This is a genomic window from Bacillus sp. FSL L8-0654 (assembly GCF_038629965.1).
Lineage (GTDB): Bacteria > Bacillota > Bacilli > Bacillales > Bacillaceae > Bacillus > Bacillus safensis.
Window position 1 is genome coordinate 288,586 of record NZ_CP152026.1, and the last position, 14,389, is coordinate 302,974.

Here is a 14,389-nt window from a genome sequence, read left to right on the forward strand (position 1 = left end):
CTTTTCTTTCGTCATTTCATTCCCGCTATCTGACTAAGAAAAAAGAAACAGATAGAATGGTATATTCGGGTGTTAAAGGGGAAAATATCCTAATGACGATTTGCACTATTCATTCTATCGAAATTCATTCATGATGAGGAATAGGTTTTAGTCCCTATTTTTGATCATTTTTAACACAATCATCTATAAAATAAGGAATTAAATAAGCACAATATACTAGTTAATAAGTATTGATTTATAGATTTATTTTAGGTTTTAAATGTTTTTTGTATAAAAATCTTGAAGTGAAGGTAGTTTTTATTTCACGAGGCGGTGCCGGATGGCGAAGACGACAGCCTGTGTACGGTCTTGTGCATTGAGCTTTTGTAAAATACGGTGCACATGCGTTTTTACCGTACTTTTGCTGATAAATAATTGATCAGCAATGTCTTCATTCTTTAAGCCATAGGCCATTTGCTGTAATACATCGCGTTCACGTTCTGTGAATGATTCGTGAAGCAGATGAGTGTGATGTGTATCATTTGCCTGCTGAAGAGCTCGTGCCATCATGTGCTCAGAGGCTGCCGTTCGAAAGACAGATTCACCAGCAAAGGCGGTGCGGATGGCCTCAATTAATTCCTCAGGCATTGTATCCTTCAGCAAATAACCGACTGCCCCTGCACGAATTCCGTCAAAGACGTATTCTTCCGTATCAAAGGTCGTGAGAATCACAACTTTTACATCTGGATGCTTTTTTAAAATGTGCTCTGTTGCTGTGATGCCATCCATTCCAGGCATTTGTACATCCATCAGCAGTACGTCTGGAGTGTTGGTCGAGCAAAGCGTAACCGCCTCCTGACCGTCTGACGCCTCCCATATGACGTTAATATCCTCTTGAGCGCTTGCAATATAACGAAATCCTTGGCGGATCAGCGGCTGATCATCAATAATGCCAATCTTAATAGGGTTTGTCATGCCTTGGAGTCCTCCTTGATAGGAATTTGAATATGAATACAGAAGCCGTGCGGCTCGCGTATGGACGTCTTGAGGGAACCGCCTGCTGCGTCACACCGTGCCTTCATGCCTGACAGCCCAAAGCCAAATGAAAGATCTTTTTCGCTGGTCAAATATCCATCGTCTTCAATGTTCATCATCAGCTCATGCTGGTCGTTAGATAGTGTAATGGTCATCGCGGTGGCCTTGGCATGGCGAATTGTATTGGTGATGGCTTCTTGTAAAATGCGGTAAAGCAGTTCAGAAACGGAGAGCGGCCATTTTTTATACGTAAGCTGCTCTGTATGAAAGTGAATGTCAAGCTCACCCGATATCTCTCCTTGCTTGATGAGGCTGCGAAGTCCGGCAAGTCCGAGACCTGCATCATCTGACGCCATATGATGAACCACAGAACGAACCTCGGTGAGACAATTTTTAGAAATATGGATCAGCTCCTGAAACGTCTGCTCCATCTGCTCTGGTTCTTCCTGCTTTAAACGGTAGGGCAAAGACTGCAGCTGGACAATCATCGAGGTTAATTGGTGTCCGATGCTGTCATGCAGGTCACGTGCAATTCTGCTTCGCTCCTCCAGCACTGCAAATTGGAGAGATTGAACGGTCGCTTCTTCAAGCTCCATATGCGCCTTTTTCAATTGTTCATGGGCTTCTGATAATTCCTTGTGAACCAATTGCAATTCTCCGAAGTGTTCTTCCTTTAATTCCTGTTCACGCCGCCGCATTCTAGAAATCAAAACAAGTGTATACACAAGCAGCTGGAATAGCGGGAGAGTGATCACCATATTCCAAGAAAAATCGTTTACATAATAGCTGAGCCCACTAGTGAAAAAGATGATAGCAAATAGATAGGGGTGATGCGCCTCTGAAAAACGAAAAGCGATAAAGCCAATCATAAAAAAGGTCAGTCCAATACTGTCTTGAATCTGACCTGTCACCAGCCACAAGAGATGTGTCAGAATCCACATTAAGAAGAGCATAGAAAATTGCTTCTTAGGTGACAGCTTGCTTTTTGGAAAAAGACAAAGGAGAAACACCAAATAGACGAAGGTTCGAAACACCAATTCGCCTATTGAAAGGGGCTCATACATTTGAATATACATATAGATCAATACAAGGCCTAATACAAATTTTCGCCTTATTTGACCTAAAAGCTTGAGTGGCTGCTGAAGGTTCATATCAAAAACTCCTGTCTGTCAGTTAATAGCAGCAGATGCCTTGATGTTCATATATTTTTTTAAAAGAATAAAACGTAATCCGATCATACTGCCGATTGGAAGGAATGTCAGGCCATTTGCGAAAATAATCAGGGAATGACCGCCATCCTGTACAATTGAACCTACTGTCATCCGGATAAGGATGATTCCAATGAAAAAAAGTGTTCCATAGAGTGAGCTGGCGGCGGTGATACGCCCCGACTGTTGATCATATGTTACTTTGTATAGTTTACCTCTCCATAGCCCGATTGCAAAACCTGTGAGTGCAAAGACAATCATTGCAAGCAGGCTCATCGCCGTAATTTCAATATGCTGGGTAAAGGAATAAGAGAGTGTGCCTAATAAAATGAGTGGTCCTATGAGAAGCCTGATGGGGCGGATTTCTTTTTCCTTGCCTGTTCTTAAAAGCAGAATAATCATAATGATGACAATTTGAATGGTCATGAGAAGATCTCCTTTTCGTTTTAGTCTATCTTCATCATACGCATCTTCTATTTTCGCAGCGTCCACCTGCAGGTTGATTTTTAGAGAGCGGTATACTTGAATGTTGGAAATGATTCGTGGGAAAATAAGGATGATTATGTAGATAAGGGAGATGAGCTTTTGAAAAAGGTAACGCTTGGACGAACTGATTTGCAGGTAAATCCGATAGGGCTTGGTACGAATGCAGTAGGCGGGCATAATTTATTCCCGAATCTAAGTGAGGATGCTGGACGGGAGCTTGTGGAGACGGCTCTTGATCAAGGTGTCAATTTCCTAGATTCTGCTTTTATTTATGGGCTGGGCCGTTCAGAGGAATTAATCGGTGAGATCATTGCCAAAAGAGGCGGCAGAGAAAAGCTTGTCCTTGCGACAAAAGGGGCTCATAAGGAAGTAAACGGCCAAATTGAACTTGATAACAGCCGAGATTTCTTAAGAGGGCAGGTCGAAAATAGCCTGAAACGGCTGCAAACTGATTATATTGACTTGTACTATATGCATTTCCCGGATGGACGCACGCCGCTCGAAGAAGTAGCAGGCACATTAAAGGAATTGAAGGATGAAGGAAAAATCAGGGCAATCGGTGCATCAAACCTTGATTTTGAACAGCTTCAAGCCTTTAACCGAGATGGCTACTTAGACGTGCTTCAATCGGAGTATTCTCTGCTGAAACGTCAGGCAGAGCAGGATCTTCTTCCATACTGCGTCGAGCATGGTATTTCATTTATTCCTTATTTCCCATTGGCATCAGGCTTGTTGACTGGGAAATTTACAAAAGATGCGACATTTGATGATATTCGAGCAAAGGACCCGCTTTTCCAAGGCGATGCATTCCTTTCAAATCTCGAAAAAGTAGACAAGCTAAAAGCCATTGCTCAATCAAAGAATGCAGAAACAGCACACGTCGCACTCGCTTGGCTCTTAGCGCAGGATGGCATTGATGCTATTATTCCAGGGGCAAAACGAGCAGACCAAGTGCTGCAAAACCTAAAAACAAACGATGTTCAATTAACAGAAGAGGAAATCAATCAAATCGATAAGATCTTCTCTTAACACTAAAAAAAGGTGCATAGCTATGCACCTTTTTTTATGACATGGTGAGAGGGATTTTGATGACGAGCCGCAAATTTGGAGAACGGTAAGTGAAATCAAGTGTACCGTCTGCCTTTTCAACAAGCTGTTGAATGATATACGTCCCCATGCCTTGATGATCGCCGCCTTTTGTCGAACGGCCAAAAGTTTTGAATAAATGATCTAGCACGTGTTTTTCCATACCTTTTGTGCTGTTTTCACAATGGATTAAAAATAGTCCGCTCCGAATAGAGGTCGTGACCGAAATGCTTCCCTCTTTTCCGGCTTGCTTCGCTTCAATTGCCGCATCTAGAGCATTATCAAGCAGGTTGCCAGTAAAACTAACCTGATCCGCCTTTGAAAAAGGAAGCGATGAAAAGGGTGCTTGAAGGTCTAGTGAAAGTGCAATGTCCTCTTTCTCAGCCCGCTCCAAAAAGGGATGTAGGGTTGAGGCTAAATATGCATTTTCTCCTTTAATCCATGGGAAATGTTTGACGTATTGCTGAATCAAATCTTTGATTTCATGCTCGTCGTTCGATGCGGAAAAGGCATTTAAATGTCTAGCTGTTTCATGATGTTTACTGCGCAGCTCAAGAAGTAATTCGTTGGTTCTTGATTCTGCGTTTATGAGCTCTTGAAGCTGTCCATTTAACTGTTTCTCTGTCTGCATCACCTTCAATGAGAGGATATCGACTGTCACCATGATGATGAGCGCCAAAAGACCGCTCAGCTCATTCGGTTGCATTAGAAACAGCAAAAGGCCTGTGCAGGTAATGAGTATAAAAGCGCCAAATATCACATCACCGCTCGTATGAGGCAAAAATCTTTTGTACATGAAAAATGTATAAACACACACCGCGCAAAAGGTAAAAAGCCACAACACAATGGGTGAAAGCGGCAGAAAGGCTTCAGCAGCTGCATGAAACGCAAGACCTAACCATATGAGAGCATAAATGCGAAATCCAAGATAGAAAGCGTTCACGTTCGTTCTCCTTAAAAATAGTATTTCTTAAAGAATTCTAATTGCTGCTTGGTCATCATGGCTTTTTTATCTGTCCCTTCAAAAGACACGATATACGAATTTTTAGCATACGCCGAGAAATTCTTAATGTAATGAATATTGATAATAAACGATCGGTGGGAGCGGATAAAATCCTTTTCAGCCAGATCGCCCTTTAACTCGTTTAATGTCTGATAGGTCTGGATATCTCCTGTCGTTGTTACGATAGTTGTTGACCGGCCTGTTCGCTCAACAAAAATAACATCCTTTTTCTGGAGCACATGAATATCTGACTGCTGCTTAATGAGAAGCCGTCCATGAATGCTCTTCTCCTGTTTGGTGGACAGATAACGCTCTAAGCATTTGGCAATTCGATCAGCTTGGTAGGGCTTCATAATATAATCATGTACATTCAAATCAAACGCATGGACCGCATATCCACTGTTTCCTGTCACAAAGACCACATCGACATTCAGTGCGTGAGAGTGAATGAGGTCCGCTAATTCATAGCCGGACATTCCAGGCATTTCAATGTCAGCGAACAACAGATCAATGTCTCCTTTTTTGACCTTCTCATATGCATCCTCTGCTGACTGCGTGACAAAGATGATGTCCACAGCCTCCATCCTGCCTACAATGGCGTGCAGCTTTTCTAAATCTACTCGGTAATCGTCGACGAGACCTACTTTTATCATAAAAATCACCTATGACCATTCTTATTATTTGTCTATTTTACCATTTGTTTTTTTGAAATAGATCATTTCAAGACAGAAAAAGGACGTTTCGCGACATTTTTATATCAGGCAAGCGTTATTTTTTCTATCATAGACTTAGAAAGTTGAAAGGGGCGAACCACATGATTACTCTCAGCGATTGCAGCTGCTGGTTTAAAGATAAGAAAAAAGTCGTAAAAGCGATGAAACACATGACGTTCTCCGTGAAGGAAGGGGAAGTCGTTGGCATTCTAGGAGAAAATGGTGCAGGAAAAACAACATTATTGCGCGCCGTAGCCACATTATTAGAGCCTACACACGGAACAGTCACTGTCGCAGGCTTTGATACAGTGAAAGAAGCAACAGAAGTGAAAAAGCGGATTGGTGTCTTGTTTGGCGGAGAGACGGGGCTTTACGATCGTTTGACGGCAAGAGAAAACCTTGAATACTTTGGCAAATTATATGGTTTAGATCAGCATGAAATCAAAGCAAGAATAGAGGATTTGGCAAAGCGTTTTGGGATGAGACAATACATGGATCGCAAGGTGAAAGGATTCTCAAGAGGAATGAAACAAAAGGTGGCGATTGCTAGAACGTTAATTCATGATCCTGACATTATTTTATTTGATGAGCCGACAACAGGCTTAGATATCACGTCGAGTAATATTTTCAGAGATTTTATCCATCAGCTCAAGCAGCAAAATAAAACGATCCTCTTTTCAAGCCACATCATGGAAGAAGTCAGCCAGCTTTGTGACAGTGTGATGATGATTCATCAAGGAGAGCTTGTGTATAAAGGCACACTTCCAGAATTATATACACAGGAACAAAGTGAAGACTTGAACTATATCTTTATGTCGAAGCTAGCTAGGGGGATTTCATAATGTGGAAAACCGTCTTTTTGAAAGAAATGACAGATGCGCTAAGGGATCGAAAAACGTTGCTCTTAACCGTACTGATTCCTCTTTTGACCATGCTTGGACTGGTGTTCTTTTATGAAAGCATGATTGCAGATCCAGGGGATAAAGCCTATACAGTCGCCATCAATGAACAGCTTCCAGCCGAAATGAACCAAATGATCAAAGAGGTCAAAAACCTAAACCTTGAAACATTTGATGATCCGCAGCAAGCCGTCAAGGATGGGGAGGCAAATGCTTACCTGGAAATGCCGAAAGAGGCAGGCGATATGCTCAAGCATCAAAAGCCATTCGCCATTAAAATTCATGGATATACGACAGATGATGATTCAGTGATCACCGTTCAAATGCTGCAATCATTGCTGGAGCAGTATCAAAACCAGGTGGTCGAGAAGCGCTTAGCAGCGGATCAAATCGATACGTCCGTTATTCATCCGTTTGAAGTGCAGTCCGTTGATGTAGAAGAAGGTGATGAAGGGGAAAACGGAGTGACCGCTATGCTGTTGTCGATTCTCCTTCCAATGATTTTGGTGACCTCCGTGATCTCAGGTGCTTTGCCGGCAGCGCTTGATATTGTAGCAGGTGAAAAAGACCGAAAATCCATTGAAGCGTTGTTTCTGACGCCGGCCAGCAGACTCCAGATTCTCATCGGAAAATGGCTCGCTGTCTCTATGTTCGGTATTTTAAGTGGGATTGTGGCGATCGGCATGTTGCTTCTATCTACTTTGCTCTTTACAGAAAAGCTGAAGCAAGCTCTGAACTTTGGTGATCAAATGTGGAGCATTATCGGCGTTATGTTTGCGGCGCTTATCATCTTCTCCTTCATGGTATCCATGATTGAATTGCTGCTCAGTGTGATGTCGGGTTCAGTCAAAGAAGCGCAATCGTACATGTCCATGATCATTACACTAGGTGTGCTCCCAATGTTCTTTACCATGAGAGCAGGTGCAACGCAGCTAGATACGTATTACTTTGCCATCCCATTTCTCAATATTCATGCGCTGTGTAAGCAATTGATGTTTGGTATCATCGATCCAATGTCCATCGCCCTGACACTCGGCTCCTCAGCCTTGGCAGTCGTCATCCTGTTTGTCATCGTCAGAAGCTTGTTTATGAAAGAGAAATGGATGCTTGCGAAATAAAGAAAACTTGCAGATATATTCTGCAAGTTTTTTTATATTCAGAGATTCATATAAAAGAGGCTCGCGATAGCATGATGGAAGAGGAAATGATATAATTATCCTAATTTTACCAAAGAAAGGAGTTCGGATATGTCTTATCAAACAGATGACGATGATGTGTTAGGACTATGTAATATATATGCTCAGCAAACACATCATTTTGAAGCCTTTATTTTGGGAAACAGGGTAGGTTTATTAGAATTAAAAAATGCAATAGACAAGGCTTTAGAAACCGGTAGTTCTACTGCAACGTTATTCCCTTCTGATTATGAGGGATATGATGTCTATATTGCTTTAGTAGACGATGAGCAAAGGTTTGAAAAATTAACAACTCCTTATGTAGAGGAATACGCACAAGAGGAAGATGCGGTTGATCCAATCGAGATCATGAAAGAATATGAAGCTGAAAAGGGGAATTCTTCTTCATGAAATATTCTCGTTATGAAAAAAAGCTGGACCTCACTATATTAATAGTAGCAGCCATTACTATATTTATGGTGGATATTCAGTGGGTGTGGTTGTCGATTTTCTTGCTTTCTTCTCTGTATTTCGGAATCAAATATAGGAAACAACCGAAATAAATTAACAAAAAACCCCCGGAATCGGGGGTTTTCCTTTAGTTCTTGATGAATTTCTCAACTAATGAGCTTGTTTTGTAGTCGTTCAAATCAAGTTTCCATTGGTCGATATCATTTTTCTTCATGTTGACTTCTACTGTTTCTTCAGAAGATGATGGTCCTAATTTTTTAAACTCATCTGGGTAAATTGATAGTAAGTATTTTTGCGCTTCATCATAAGAAGCTGAACGGTTTTTGCTGTAGAACTCAGTCGCTTTCTCTTTCAAACGATCGACAAGCGGACTTGCATCGATTGGTGTCAGAGTCACAGTCACGACAGCTTTATCACCACTGATGGATTTTGTTTTTGTTGAAACTTTTGATTTTTCAGCTAATGTTTCTTTCACAGCTTTCAGTAGCTTATCAAGGTTTTCATCCTTCGCTGAGCTAGAAGAAATACCTGAAGAAGTGATGTAACCTTGTTTGAATGATTTATCAAATTCGTTCACAACAGTTGATTTGTTATCACCTGTTAGTTTTTCGAAATCATCGTTTTTCTTACCAAAAATCATCACATCAATATAAGAAGAAAGAGCTTTTGCAGATGCTTGTAGTGTATCTGCTTTTTTCATTAAGTCTTTTCCTTTAATATCGAATTCTAGTGTTTTGTCATCTTTTTTCGATCCGCTTCCTGGCTCTGTGTAAACAAGCTGGTAGTCCTTGTCTTTGTCAACAACAAAGAAAAGACCGCCTTTTGTCACTTTGTCTGCATTTAAAGAGCTTGAAGATAATACTTCGTTATAGTCATCTGGAGAGATTGTAGATACCTGTGCGTCATCTTGGTAAAGCGTGAAGTTGCTTTTATCAACATTGAGAGGCTCTTTGCTGATATTTTTTACAGATACATTCACTTTTAGTACATACTGATCATCCTGTACAGATGTATCGTATTGAGGTGGTAATGTGTACTCAGCACTTTCTACCTTTACCTCTGCTGCATCAAGAGATTTTTTGGTATCGTTTTCTTTCGCAGCTGTTTTGTCTTTTCCACCACTACAAGCAGCAGCGACAACAGTTACACACAAGATCAGAAGAAACAGGGATAATTTCTTTTTAAACATGGCGTGTTTTCCTCCTCGGGTTTATGGTGAATTTCATTGAAAAGCTGTGGTTCATATCATTCTTTTTGCACAAAAAGAAAAATACTGTATGTTTTTTACTGTAGAATGAAGCGAAAGTACTGTCAATACCTCAGTGCGTTTCCGAGGTTGATTGGCTTCAAGTAGTAAAAATGACACTAAGTTGAGAGGAGAAACTTGTAATTTATTATTTGATATCTCCTGTAGAAACTCAACATTTTATATTTTAAGGTTTTGAGTCGGATTATTGAATAGGTTCAAATGACTGTTTTTGAAGATGATGTCGCAATTAGAAGGATTTTTATGACTTGTAAATGAGTATATAGTAATGAATATTTCTTCCTGTTATGTATATGGTCACTTGGTTTGAGTGTTGTTGGCAGCGAGACACATGTCCAGCAAATTTAGACAGGCTGTCGACACTGAACGTGCTTTTTCATGTCAAAATGGCAGTCATCTACACAGAAACGCTACATAAAATAAAAGAGAAACGAACTGGAGGTGGATGTATGGCAGTGGTAAGAGCGACAAGCTCTGATATTGATTTAATGGCCAGACTGCTGAGAGCGGAGGCAGAAGGTGAAGGGAGGCGAGGGATGCTGCTCGTAGGAAACGTGGGCATCAATCGTTTGCGTGCCAACTGCTCTGACTTTAAAGGGCTGCGTACGATTCCACAAATGATTTATCAGGAGCATGCATTCGAAGCGGTCACGCATGGTTACTTCTATCAGCGAGCACGAGAAACGGAAAAAACACTTGCGCGGAGAAATATTAACGGAGAACGTTTTTGGCCGGCAAAATTCAGCCTTTGGTATTTTAAACCGCCTGGCGATTGTCCGGCGACTTGGTACAATCAGCCGTTTGTGGCAAGGTATAAGTCACATTGCTTTTATCAGCCAACTGCCGAAACGTGTGAAAATGTTTATAACACCTTTTAGCTTGATGAAACGCACAACCCTCTTCGAGTACAAATGCAGAGGGTTGTGTTTTTGTTTTTTCCAAAATGGGTAACCATTGTGTATCAGCAAGATGAAGCACGTGAATGGAGGAAATGAAGATGTATCAAGATTTAAAAGGGAAAACAGCCATTGTCACAGGCTCTTCAAAAGGAATTGGACAAGCGATCGCATTGCGGTTTGGACAAGAGGAAATGAATGTGGTTGTGAACTATAAAGGCGATGAAGATGGAGCTAAAGAGACCGTACAAGCCATTCAGAAGCACGGAGGTGGGGCGGTGAAAGTACACGCAGATGTCTCCAAAGAGGAAGGCATCCAAGCCATCATGGATACAGCACTGGAGCATTTCGGTACAGTAGATGTATTCGTCAATAATTCAGGCTTCAACGGCGAAGAAGCGCTGCCGCATGAGATGACGCTGGAGCAATGGCAAAACGTCATCGATGTCAACATAACAGGTGCATTTTTAGGCGCAAAGGCTGCGCTCGCCTATATGATGGAGCATGACATCAAAGGATCGATTTTAAATATTTCCAGTGTCCATCAGGAAATTCCGCGCCCGTTTAATGTTCATTATTCCACTTCAAAGGGCGGAATGAATATGATGACGAAGACGCTGGCTCTTGATTATGCCGAAGCAGGTATTCGAATCAACGCGATTGCGCCGGGTACCATGGCAACCGAATCGAATGATGATTTACAGGATGAATTGAAAAAACAAAAGCAGCTTGAGAAAATTCCGATGAGAACCTTTGGTGAACCGAAGGAGATTGGGGCCGCTGCTGCATTCCTCGTTTCTAAGGAAGCGGCGTATATCACAGGCACCACCTTATTTGTAGATGGTGGAATGACACTTTATCCTTCTCAAATCAATGATTAATCCAAAAAACATCCGCCTGTTCATCCGGCGGATGTTTTTTGTTCGTAGCGTTGAGCGGCTTTGGCTGGTTTGCCGAGCAGCATCGGGTATTTGCTCAGGAAGGAGATACATGGCACCATGAGCAGCAATGTGCCAATCGTATAAAAAAGTGTCCAAGAGAGCTGTGCTGTATCAGCAATATTGATACCGAGTCCATAAAAAACAAATGCTTTCATGATATCGATACCGGCAAACTGCAAGACAAGAATGACAATAGAATTACGTCCTAGATACGTCAAAATAGGGGATGTTTTCAATTTAAAGCTTAAATAAATCACGGCAGCTGAACCGAGCAGAGCACATGCGTAGAAAATAAAGAGATCACCGTAGTCGTTGACGCGCATATCGATCCGTGAATTAAAGCTTTGCATGTAAGCCGTTAGCACAAGCAGACCTGTACATAAAAGAAGGGTTGGATCTGTTTTTAATTCCACAAACCATTGCTTTGCTAAAAATCCAATCGAATAAAACACAACAGCTGTCAAGGCGACATTGGCGTTCCAAGGAAGACTTTGATCTAAAAGCAAGGTAGAGGCATATCCAGCACCTCCGCAAAGAACAGTCAGCAAGATCACGGCAGCGGGTTTTCCTTTAGAAAGACGATGCATAAAGAAAAATAAAATTTCCACTAAAAAGAGCGTCGTTAAAAACCAAATCGCTGGGTTATGTGTGAGTCTTGCTTCATCTGCATTGGATATGAAAATACCTGTAAACGGAACGAAAGGATCAATATCCGTTTGTCCCTTGAATGCGAAAAAACGGGTAACGGAGAACCAAAATACATACGTAATGATGGAGAAATAGAGATAGGGCAAGAGTAAGCTTTTGGCTTTTTTCTGAATAAATGACAAAGCAGGGGATGAGGATGATCGAAACATCATGCCTGATAGTAAAAAGAAAAGCGGCATATGAAAAGAGTAAATGAATTGCTTGAGCGAATCTGGAATGGGCACATGCGCCATGACCACGAGCAGAATGCCAATTCCTTTAGCTGCATCAACCCAATCGAGTCTCTTTTTCATGTCTGTCATCTCCTTCTTTCTCAGCGTTGTAAACCGTTCATTGAATATGTACCTCTACTATATAAAAGGTACACCTCTTATGCGTTTACAGTTCGCTAACGATTAGAAGACACATTTGCGATCAGATGACAGACGGAAGAATTTTGACATCTTGATGTTACATTTCCCATTTTTTATGACAATGTAAAAAAGAAGCCTGGAAAGCTGGCTTCAAAATAATTCTGCTATTCGCTTGAAGGAACGTTGTTTTTCGATCGGATCAAAGGAATTGTTCAGAATCATGATGTCATCCGTTTGATAGCGGTCCATCAAGGTCTGTAATTGCTCTTTCACCGTTTTCTTCGAGCCGACAATCATCCGCTGGCGGTTTTGCAGCACTTTTTTCTTTTCCTGTGTGGTGTAGTGATAGGCGCTTGCTTCTTCTATAGAAGGAACGCGGCTGTCCAGTCCCTTTTCAACACGAAGCAGCCATAAATCTGTACTGCTGGCGATCCTGTCTGCTTCTTCATCTGTTTCACCGCAGATGACAAAGACGGCAAACATAGATTGTGGCTGGCTAGAAAAGACAGATGGAGAAAAGTGTGATCGATACGTCTCAAATGCTTGTGTGCCGCGTGCAGGATGGATAAAGTGGCCGAAAATATAGTTGATTCCAAGCTCCGCCGCCTGCATGGCACTATTTTCTCCCAGCCCAAGCAGCCAAACCGGCGGATGAGTATCAACAAGCGGAGCAGCTTTCACGCCTGTATGCGGATGACCAGAAGGCAGGCTGTCTGATAAGTAAAAAAGAAGATCCTTCAGCTGGCGGTCAAACTGAGACAGATCTTTAGGCACGCCGTCTGTCAAAGCGAGCCTCGTCCTTTCGATCCCGCCTGGAGATTTGCCGACACCAATCTCAATCCGTCCAGGATAAAGGGCTTCAAGCTGCCGCGTGACCTCTGCTACTTTAAAAGGACTGTACTGAGGAAGTAAAATACCGCCAGATCCGGTACGCAAGGTCGTTGTATGAGCCGCAATATGAGCCATTAATATTTCAGGCGCTGTACTAGCGAGCCCTCTTGTGCTGTGGTGTTCAGCGAACCAATAGCGCTCATACCCAAGCGTTTCAGCCAGCTGAGCCAGCTGCGTTGTATGAATCAATGTCTCCTGAGCAGACTGACCTTTAGGGATGGCGACTTGATCTAATATATGAAGTGATGGCATCATCAACATCCTTTCATCAACATGTTGAATATAAGTATAAAGAAATCCATAGGTGGAAGGAAACGAAAGGGTTTATCCTTTGATCCTTTGCTTTTATCTTTTCTATATCAACATATGAAACCACATCAATACACTCCTTATCAGCAAGAGCTGTTCATCGGGAACTTTCGACAATGTTTCACATGAAACACTTCATTAACGACATGAACCATTTCCAATGTGCATCTTTCGTTAAAAAAATATAAAGTGTTTGAAACCTATCTTGAACATAGATCGTATATACTAGTAAATAGAAAAAAGAGTAAGAGGCTCCAATGTCATTTCATGAATTTTGTCGAATTTTCATGTATGATGATTTTAATAGGGTCCATCGCTTAATAAATAGATTTTTATTATGCTGGAGGAGTGATTGATTTGGCGATTACATTAGAAAAAGGTCAACGTATTGATTTAACAAAAGGGAAAACAGGGCTAACAAATATTCTTGTTGGACTTGGCTGGGACCCTGTATCACAAGGCGGCGGATTTTTAGGAAAGCTGTTTGGCGGCGGAGGCGGCGCTGATGTTGATTGTGATGCTTCAGTGCTCATGCTGAAAAATGATAAGTTTACGGAAAATAAAGATTTGATTTATTTTGGCAACCTAAAGAGCAAATGCGGCAGTGTTGAGCATACAGGTGACAACCTGACTGGTGAAGGAGACGGAGATGATGAACAAGTCCTCGTCAACTTGAGCAAGGTGCCGGGTAATGTGAATAAATTGGTGTTTGTCGTGAACATTTATGATGCCCTTAGAAGAAACCAACACTTTGGTATGATTCAAAATGCTTACATTCGCATCGTTGATCGTTCAAACAATCAAGAATTAGTGAAATATAATTTAAAAGATGATTATGCAGGAAAAACATCATTAATCGTCGGAGAGCTTTATCGTCACGAGAATGAGTGGAAGTTTGCGGCGCTTGGAAATGGTACAAATGATGCGAAGCTTGCAGATATTACGAGAAACTATATTTAAACAGAAGGG

At 41.6% G+C, this 14,389-nt stretch carries 15 protein-coding genes; 7 read left to right on the plus strand and 8 right to left on the minus strand.

Going from position 1 to position 14,389, the window contains the following annotated elements; genetic code table 11:
- Positions 1 to 297: 297 nt before the first annotated feature.
- Genes MHH65_RS01570 through MHH65_RS01580 form a run of 3 tightly spaced genes read right to left on the minus strand, consistent with a single transcriptional unit; the run spans position 298 to position 2,648 of the window.
- Positions 298 to 954: a response regulator transcription factor gene (locus MHH65_RS01570; protein ID WP_176967356.1), complete on the minus strand. Its 657-nt coding sequence runs from the start codon at positions 952 to 954 to the stop codon at positions 298 to 300.
- Entirely contained in the window at positions 951 to 2,165 is a 1,215-nt protein-coding gene (locus MHH65_RS01575; protein WP_268414289.1) for a sensor histidine kinase, read from the minus strand. The genes MHH65_RS01570 and MHH65_RS01575 overlap by 4 nt, the downstream gene beginning before the upstream one ends.
- Before the next feature lie 18 nt (positions 2,166 to 2,183).
- Positions 2,184 to 2,648 carry a DUF1453 domain-containing protein gene (locus tag MHH65_RS01580; RefSeq protein WP_231293948.1) on the minus strand — a complete coding sequence of 155 codons (465 nt, stop codon included), beginning with the start codon at positions 2,646 to 2,648 and terminating at the stop codon, positions 2,184 to 2,186.
- A 159-nt stretch (positions 2,649 to 2,807) separates the two neighbouring features.
- Here MHH65_RS01580 and MHH65_RS01585 point away from each other — a divergent pair, with 159 nt between their 5' ends.
- Positions 2,808 to 3,737 carry an aldo/keto reductase gene (locus MHH65_RS01585; protein WP_034283198.1) on the plus strand — a complete coding sequence of 310 codons (930 nt, stop codon included), beginning with the start codon at positions 2,808 to 2,810 and terminating at the stop codon, positions 3,735 to 3,737.
- Positions 3,738 to 3,771: 34 nt separating this feature from the next.
- Here the strand turns inward: MHH65_RS01585 and MHH65_RS01590 are convergent, their stop codons facing one another.
- Positions 3,772 to 4,737 carry a GHKL domain-containing protein gene (locus tag MHH65_RS01590; RefSeq protein ID WP_268414294.1) on the minus strand — a complete coding sequence of 322 codons (966 nt, stop codon included), beginning with the start codon at positions 4,735 to 4,737 and terminating at the stop codon, positions 3,772 to 3,774.
- Positions 4,738 to 4,748: 11 nt separating this feature from the next.
- Positions 4,749 to 5,450, minus strand: a complete 702-nt coding sequence (locus MHH65_RS01595; RefSeq protein WP_224427075.1) for a LytTR family DNA-binding domain-containing protein — start codon at positions 5,448 to 5,450, stop codon at positions 4,749 to 4,751.
- A 161-nt stretch (positions 5,451 to 5,611) separates the two neighbouring features.
- Here MHH65_RS01595 and MHH65_RS01600 point away from each other — a divergent pair, with 161 nt between their 5' ends.
- The 3 genes from MHH65_RS01600 (at position 5,612) to MHH65_RS01610 (ending at position 7,995) form a co-directional block, all read left to right on the plus strand.
- Positions 5,612 to 6,352 (plus strand): ATP-binding cassette domain-containing protein, encoded by a 741-nt coding sequence (locus MHH65_RS01600; RefSeq protein ID WP_024424365.1) that lies wholly within the window; start codon positions 5,612 to 5,614, stop codon positions 6,350 to 6,352.
- Complete coding sequence (locus tag MHH65_RS01605; protein ID WP_024424364.1) at positions 6,352 to 7,527, plus strand: ABC transporter permease; 1,176 nt, start codon at positions 6,352 to 6,354, stop codon at positions 7,525 to 7,527. The genes MHH65_RS01600 and MHH65_RS01605 overlap by 1 nt, the downstream gene beginning before the upstream one ends.
- Before the next feature lie 129 nt (positions 7,528 to 7,656).
- Positions 7,657 to 7,995: a hypothetical protein gene (locus MHH65_RS01610; protein WP_103132614.1), complete on the plus strand. Its 339-nt coding sequence runs from the start codon at positions 7,657 to 7,659 to the stop codon at positions 7,993 to 7,995.
- Between the two features lie 187 nt (positions 7,996 to 8,182).
- On the opposite strand, the gene MHH65_RS01615 is transcribed toward MHH65_RS01610, so the two are convergent.
- A complete protein-coding gene (locus MHH65_RS01615) occupies positions 8,183 to 9,244 on the minus strand; it encodes a DUF4352 domain-containing protein (protein ID WP_024424362.1) in 1,062 nt (353 codons plus the stop codon).
- A 527-nt stretch (positions 9,245 to 9,771) separates the two neighbouring features.
- Here MHH65_RS01615 and MHH65_RS01620 point away from each other — a divergent pair.
- Positions 9,772 to 10,200: a cell wall hydrolase gene (locus MHH65_RS01620; RefSeq protein WP_024424361.1), complete on the plus strand. Its 429-nt coding sequence runs from the start codon at positions 9,772 to 9,774 to the stop codon at positions 10,198 to 10,200.
- A 119-nt stretch (positions 10,201 to 10,319) separates the two neighbouring features.
- Complete coding sequence (locus MHH65_RS01625) at positions 10,320 to 11,099, plus strand: glucose 1-dehydrogenase (RefSeq protein WP_342497885.1); 780 nt, start codon at positions 10,320 to 10,322, stop codon at positions 11,097 to 11,099.
- A 20-nt stretch (positions 11,100 to 11,119) separates the two neighbouring features.
- Here the strand turns inward: MHH65_RS01625 and MHH65_RS01630 are convergent, their stop codons facing one another.
- Both MHH65_RS01630 and MHH65_RS01635 read right to left on the minus strand, forming a co-directional pair.
- Complete coding sequence (locus MHH65_RS01630) at positions 11,120 to 12,160, minus strand: acyltransferase family protein (protein ID WP_024424359.1); 1,041 nt, start codon at positions 12,158 to 12,160, stop codon at positions 11,120 to 11,122.
- 210 nt (positions 12,161 to 12,370) lie between these two features.
- Positions 12,371 to 13,363 carry an LLM class flavin-dependent oxidoreductase gene (locus tag MHH65_RS01635; RefSeq protein ID WP_024427227.1) on the minus strand — a complete coding sequence of 331 codons (993 nt, stop codon included), beginning with the start codon at positions 13,361 to 13,363 and terminating at the stop codon, positions 12,371 to 12,373.
- Positions 13,364 to 13,777: 414 nt separating this feature from the next.
- Between MHH65_RS01635 and MHH65_RS01640 the strand changes: the two genes are divergently transcribed.
- Positions 13,778 to 14,380 (plus strand): TerD family protein, encoded by a 603-nt coding sequence (locus MHH65_RS01640; RefSeq protein WP_024427228.1) that lies wholly within the window; start codon positions 13,778 to 13,780, stop codon positions 14,378 to 14,380.
- The last annotated feature ends 9 nt before the right edge of the window (positions 14,381 to 14,389 follow it).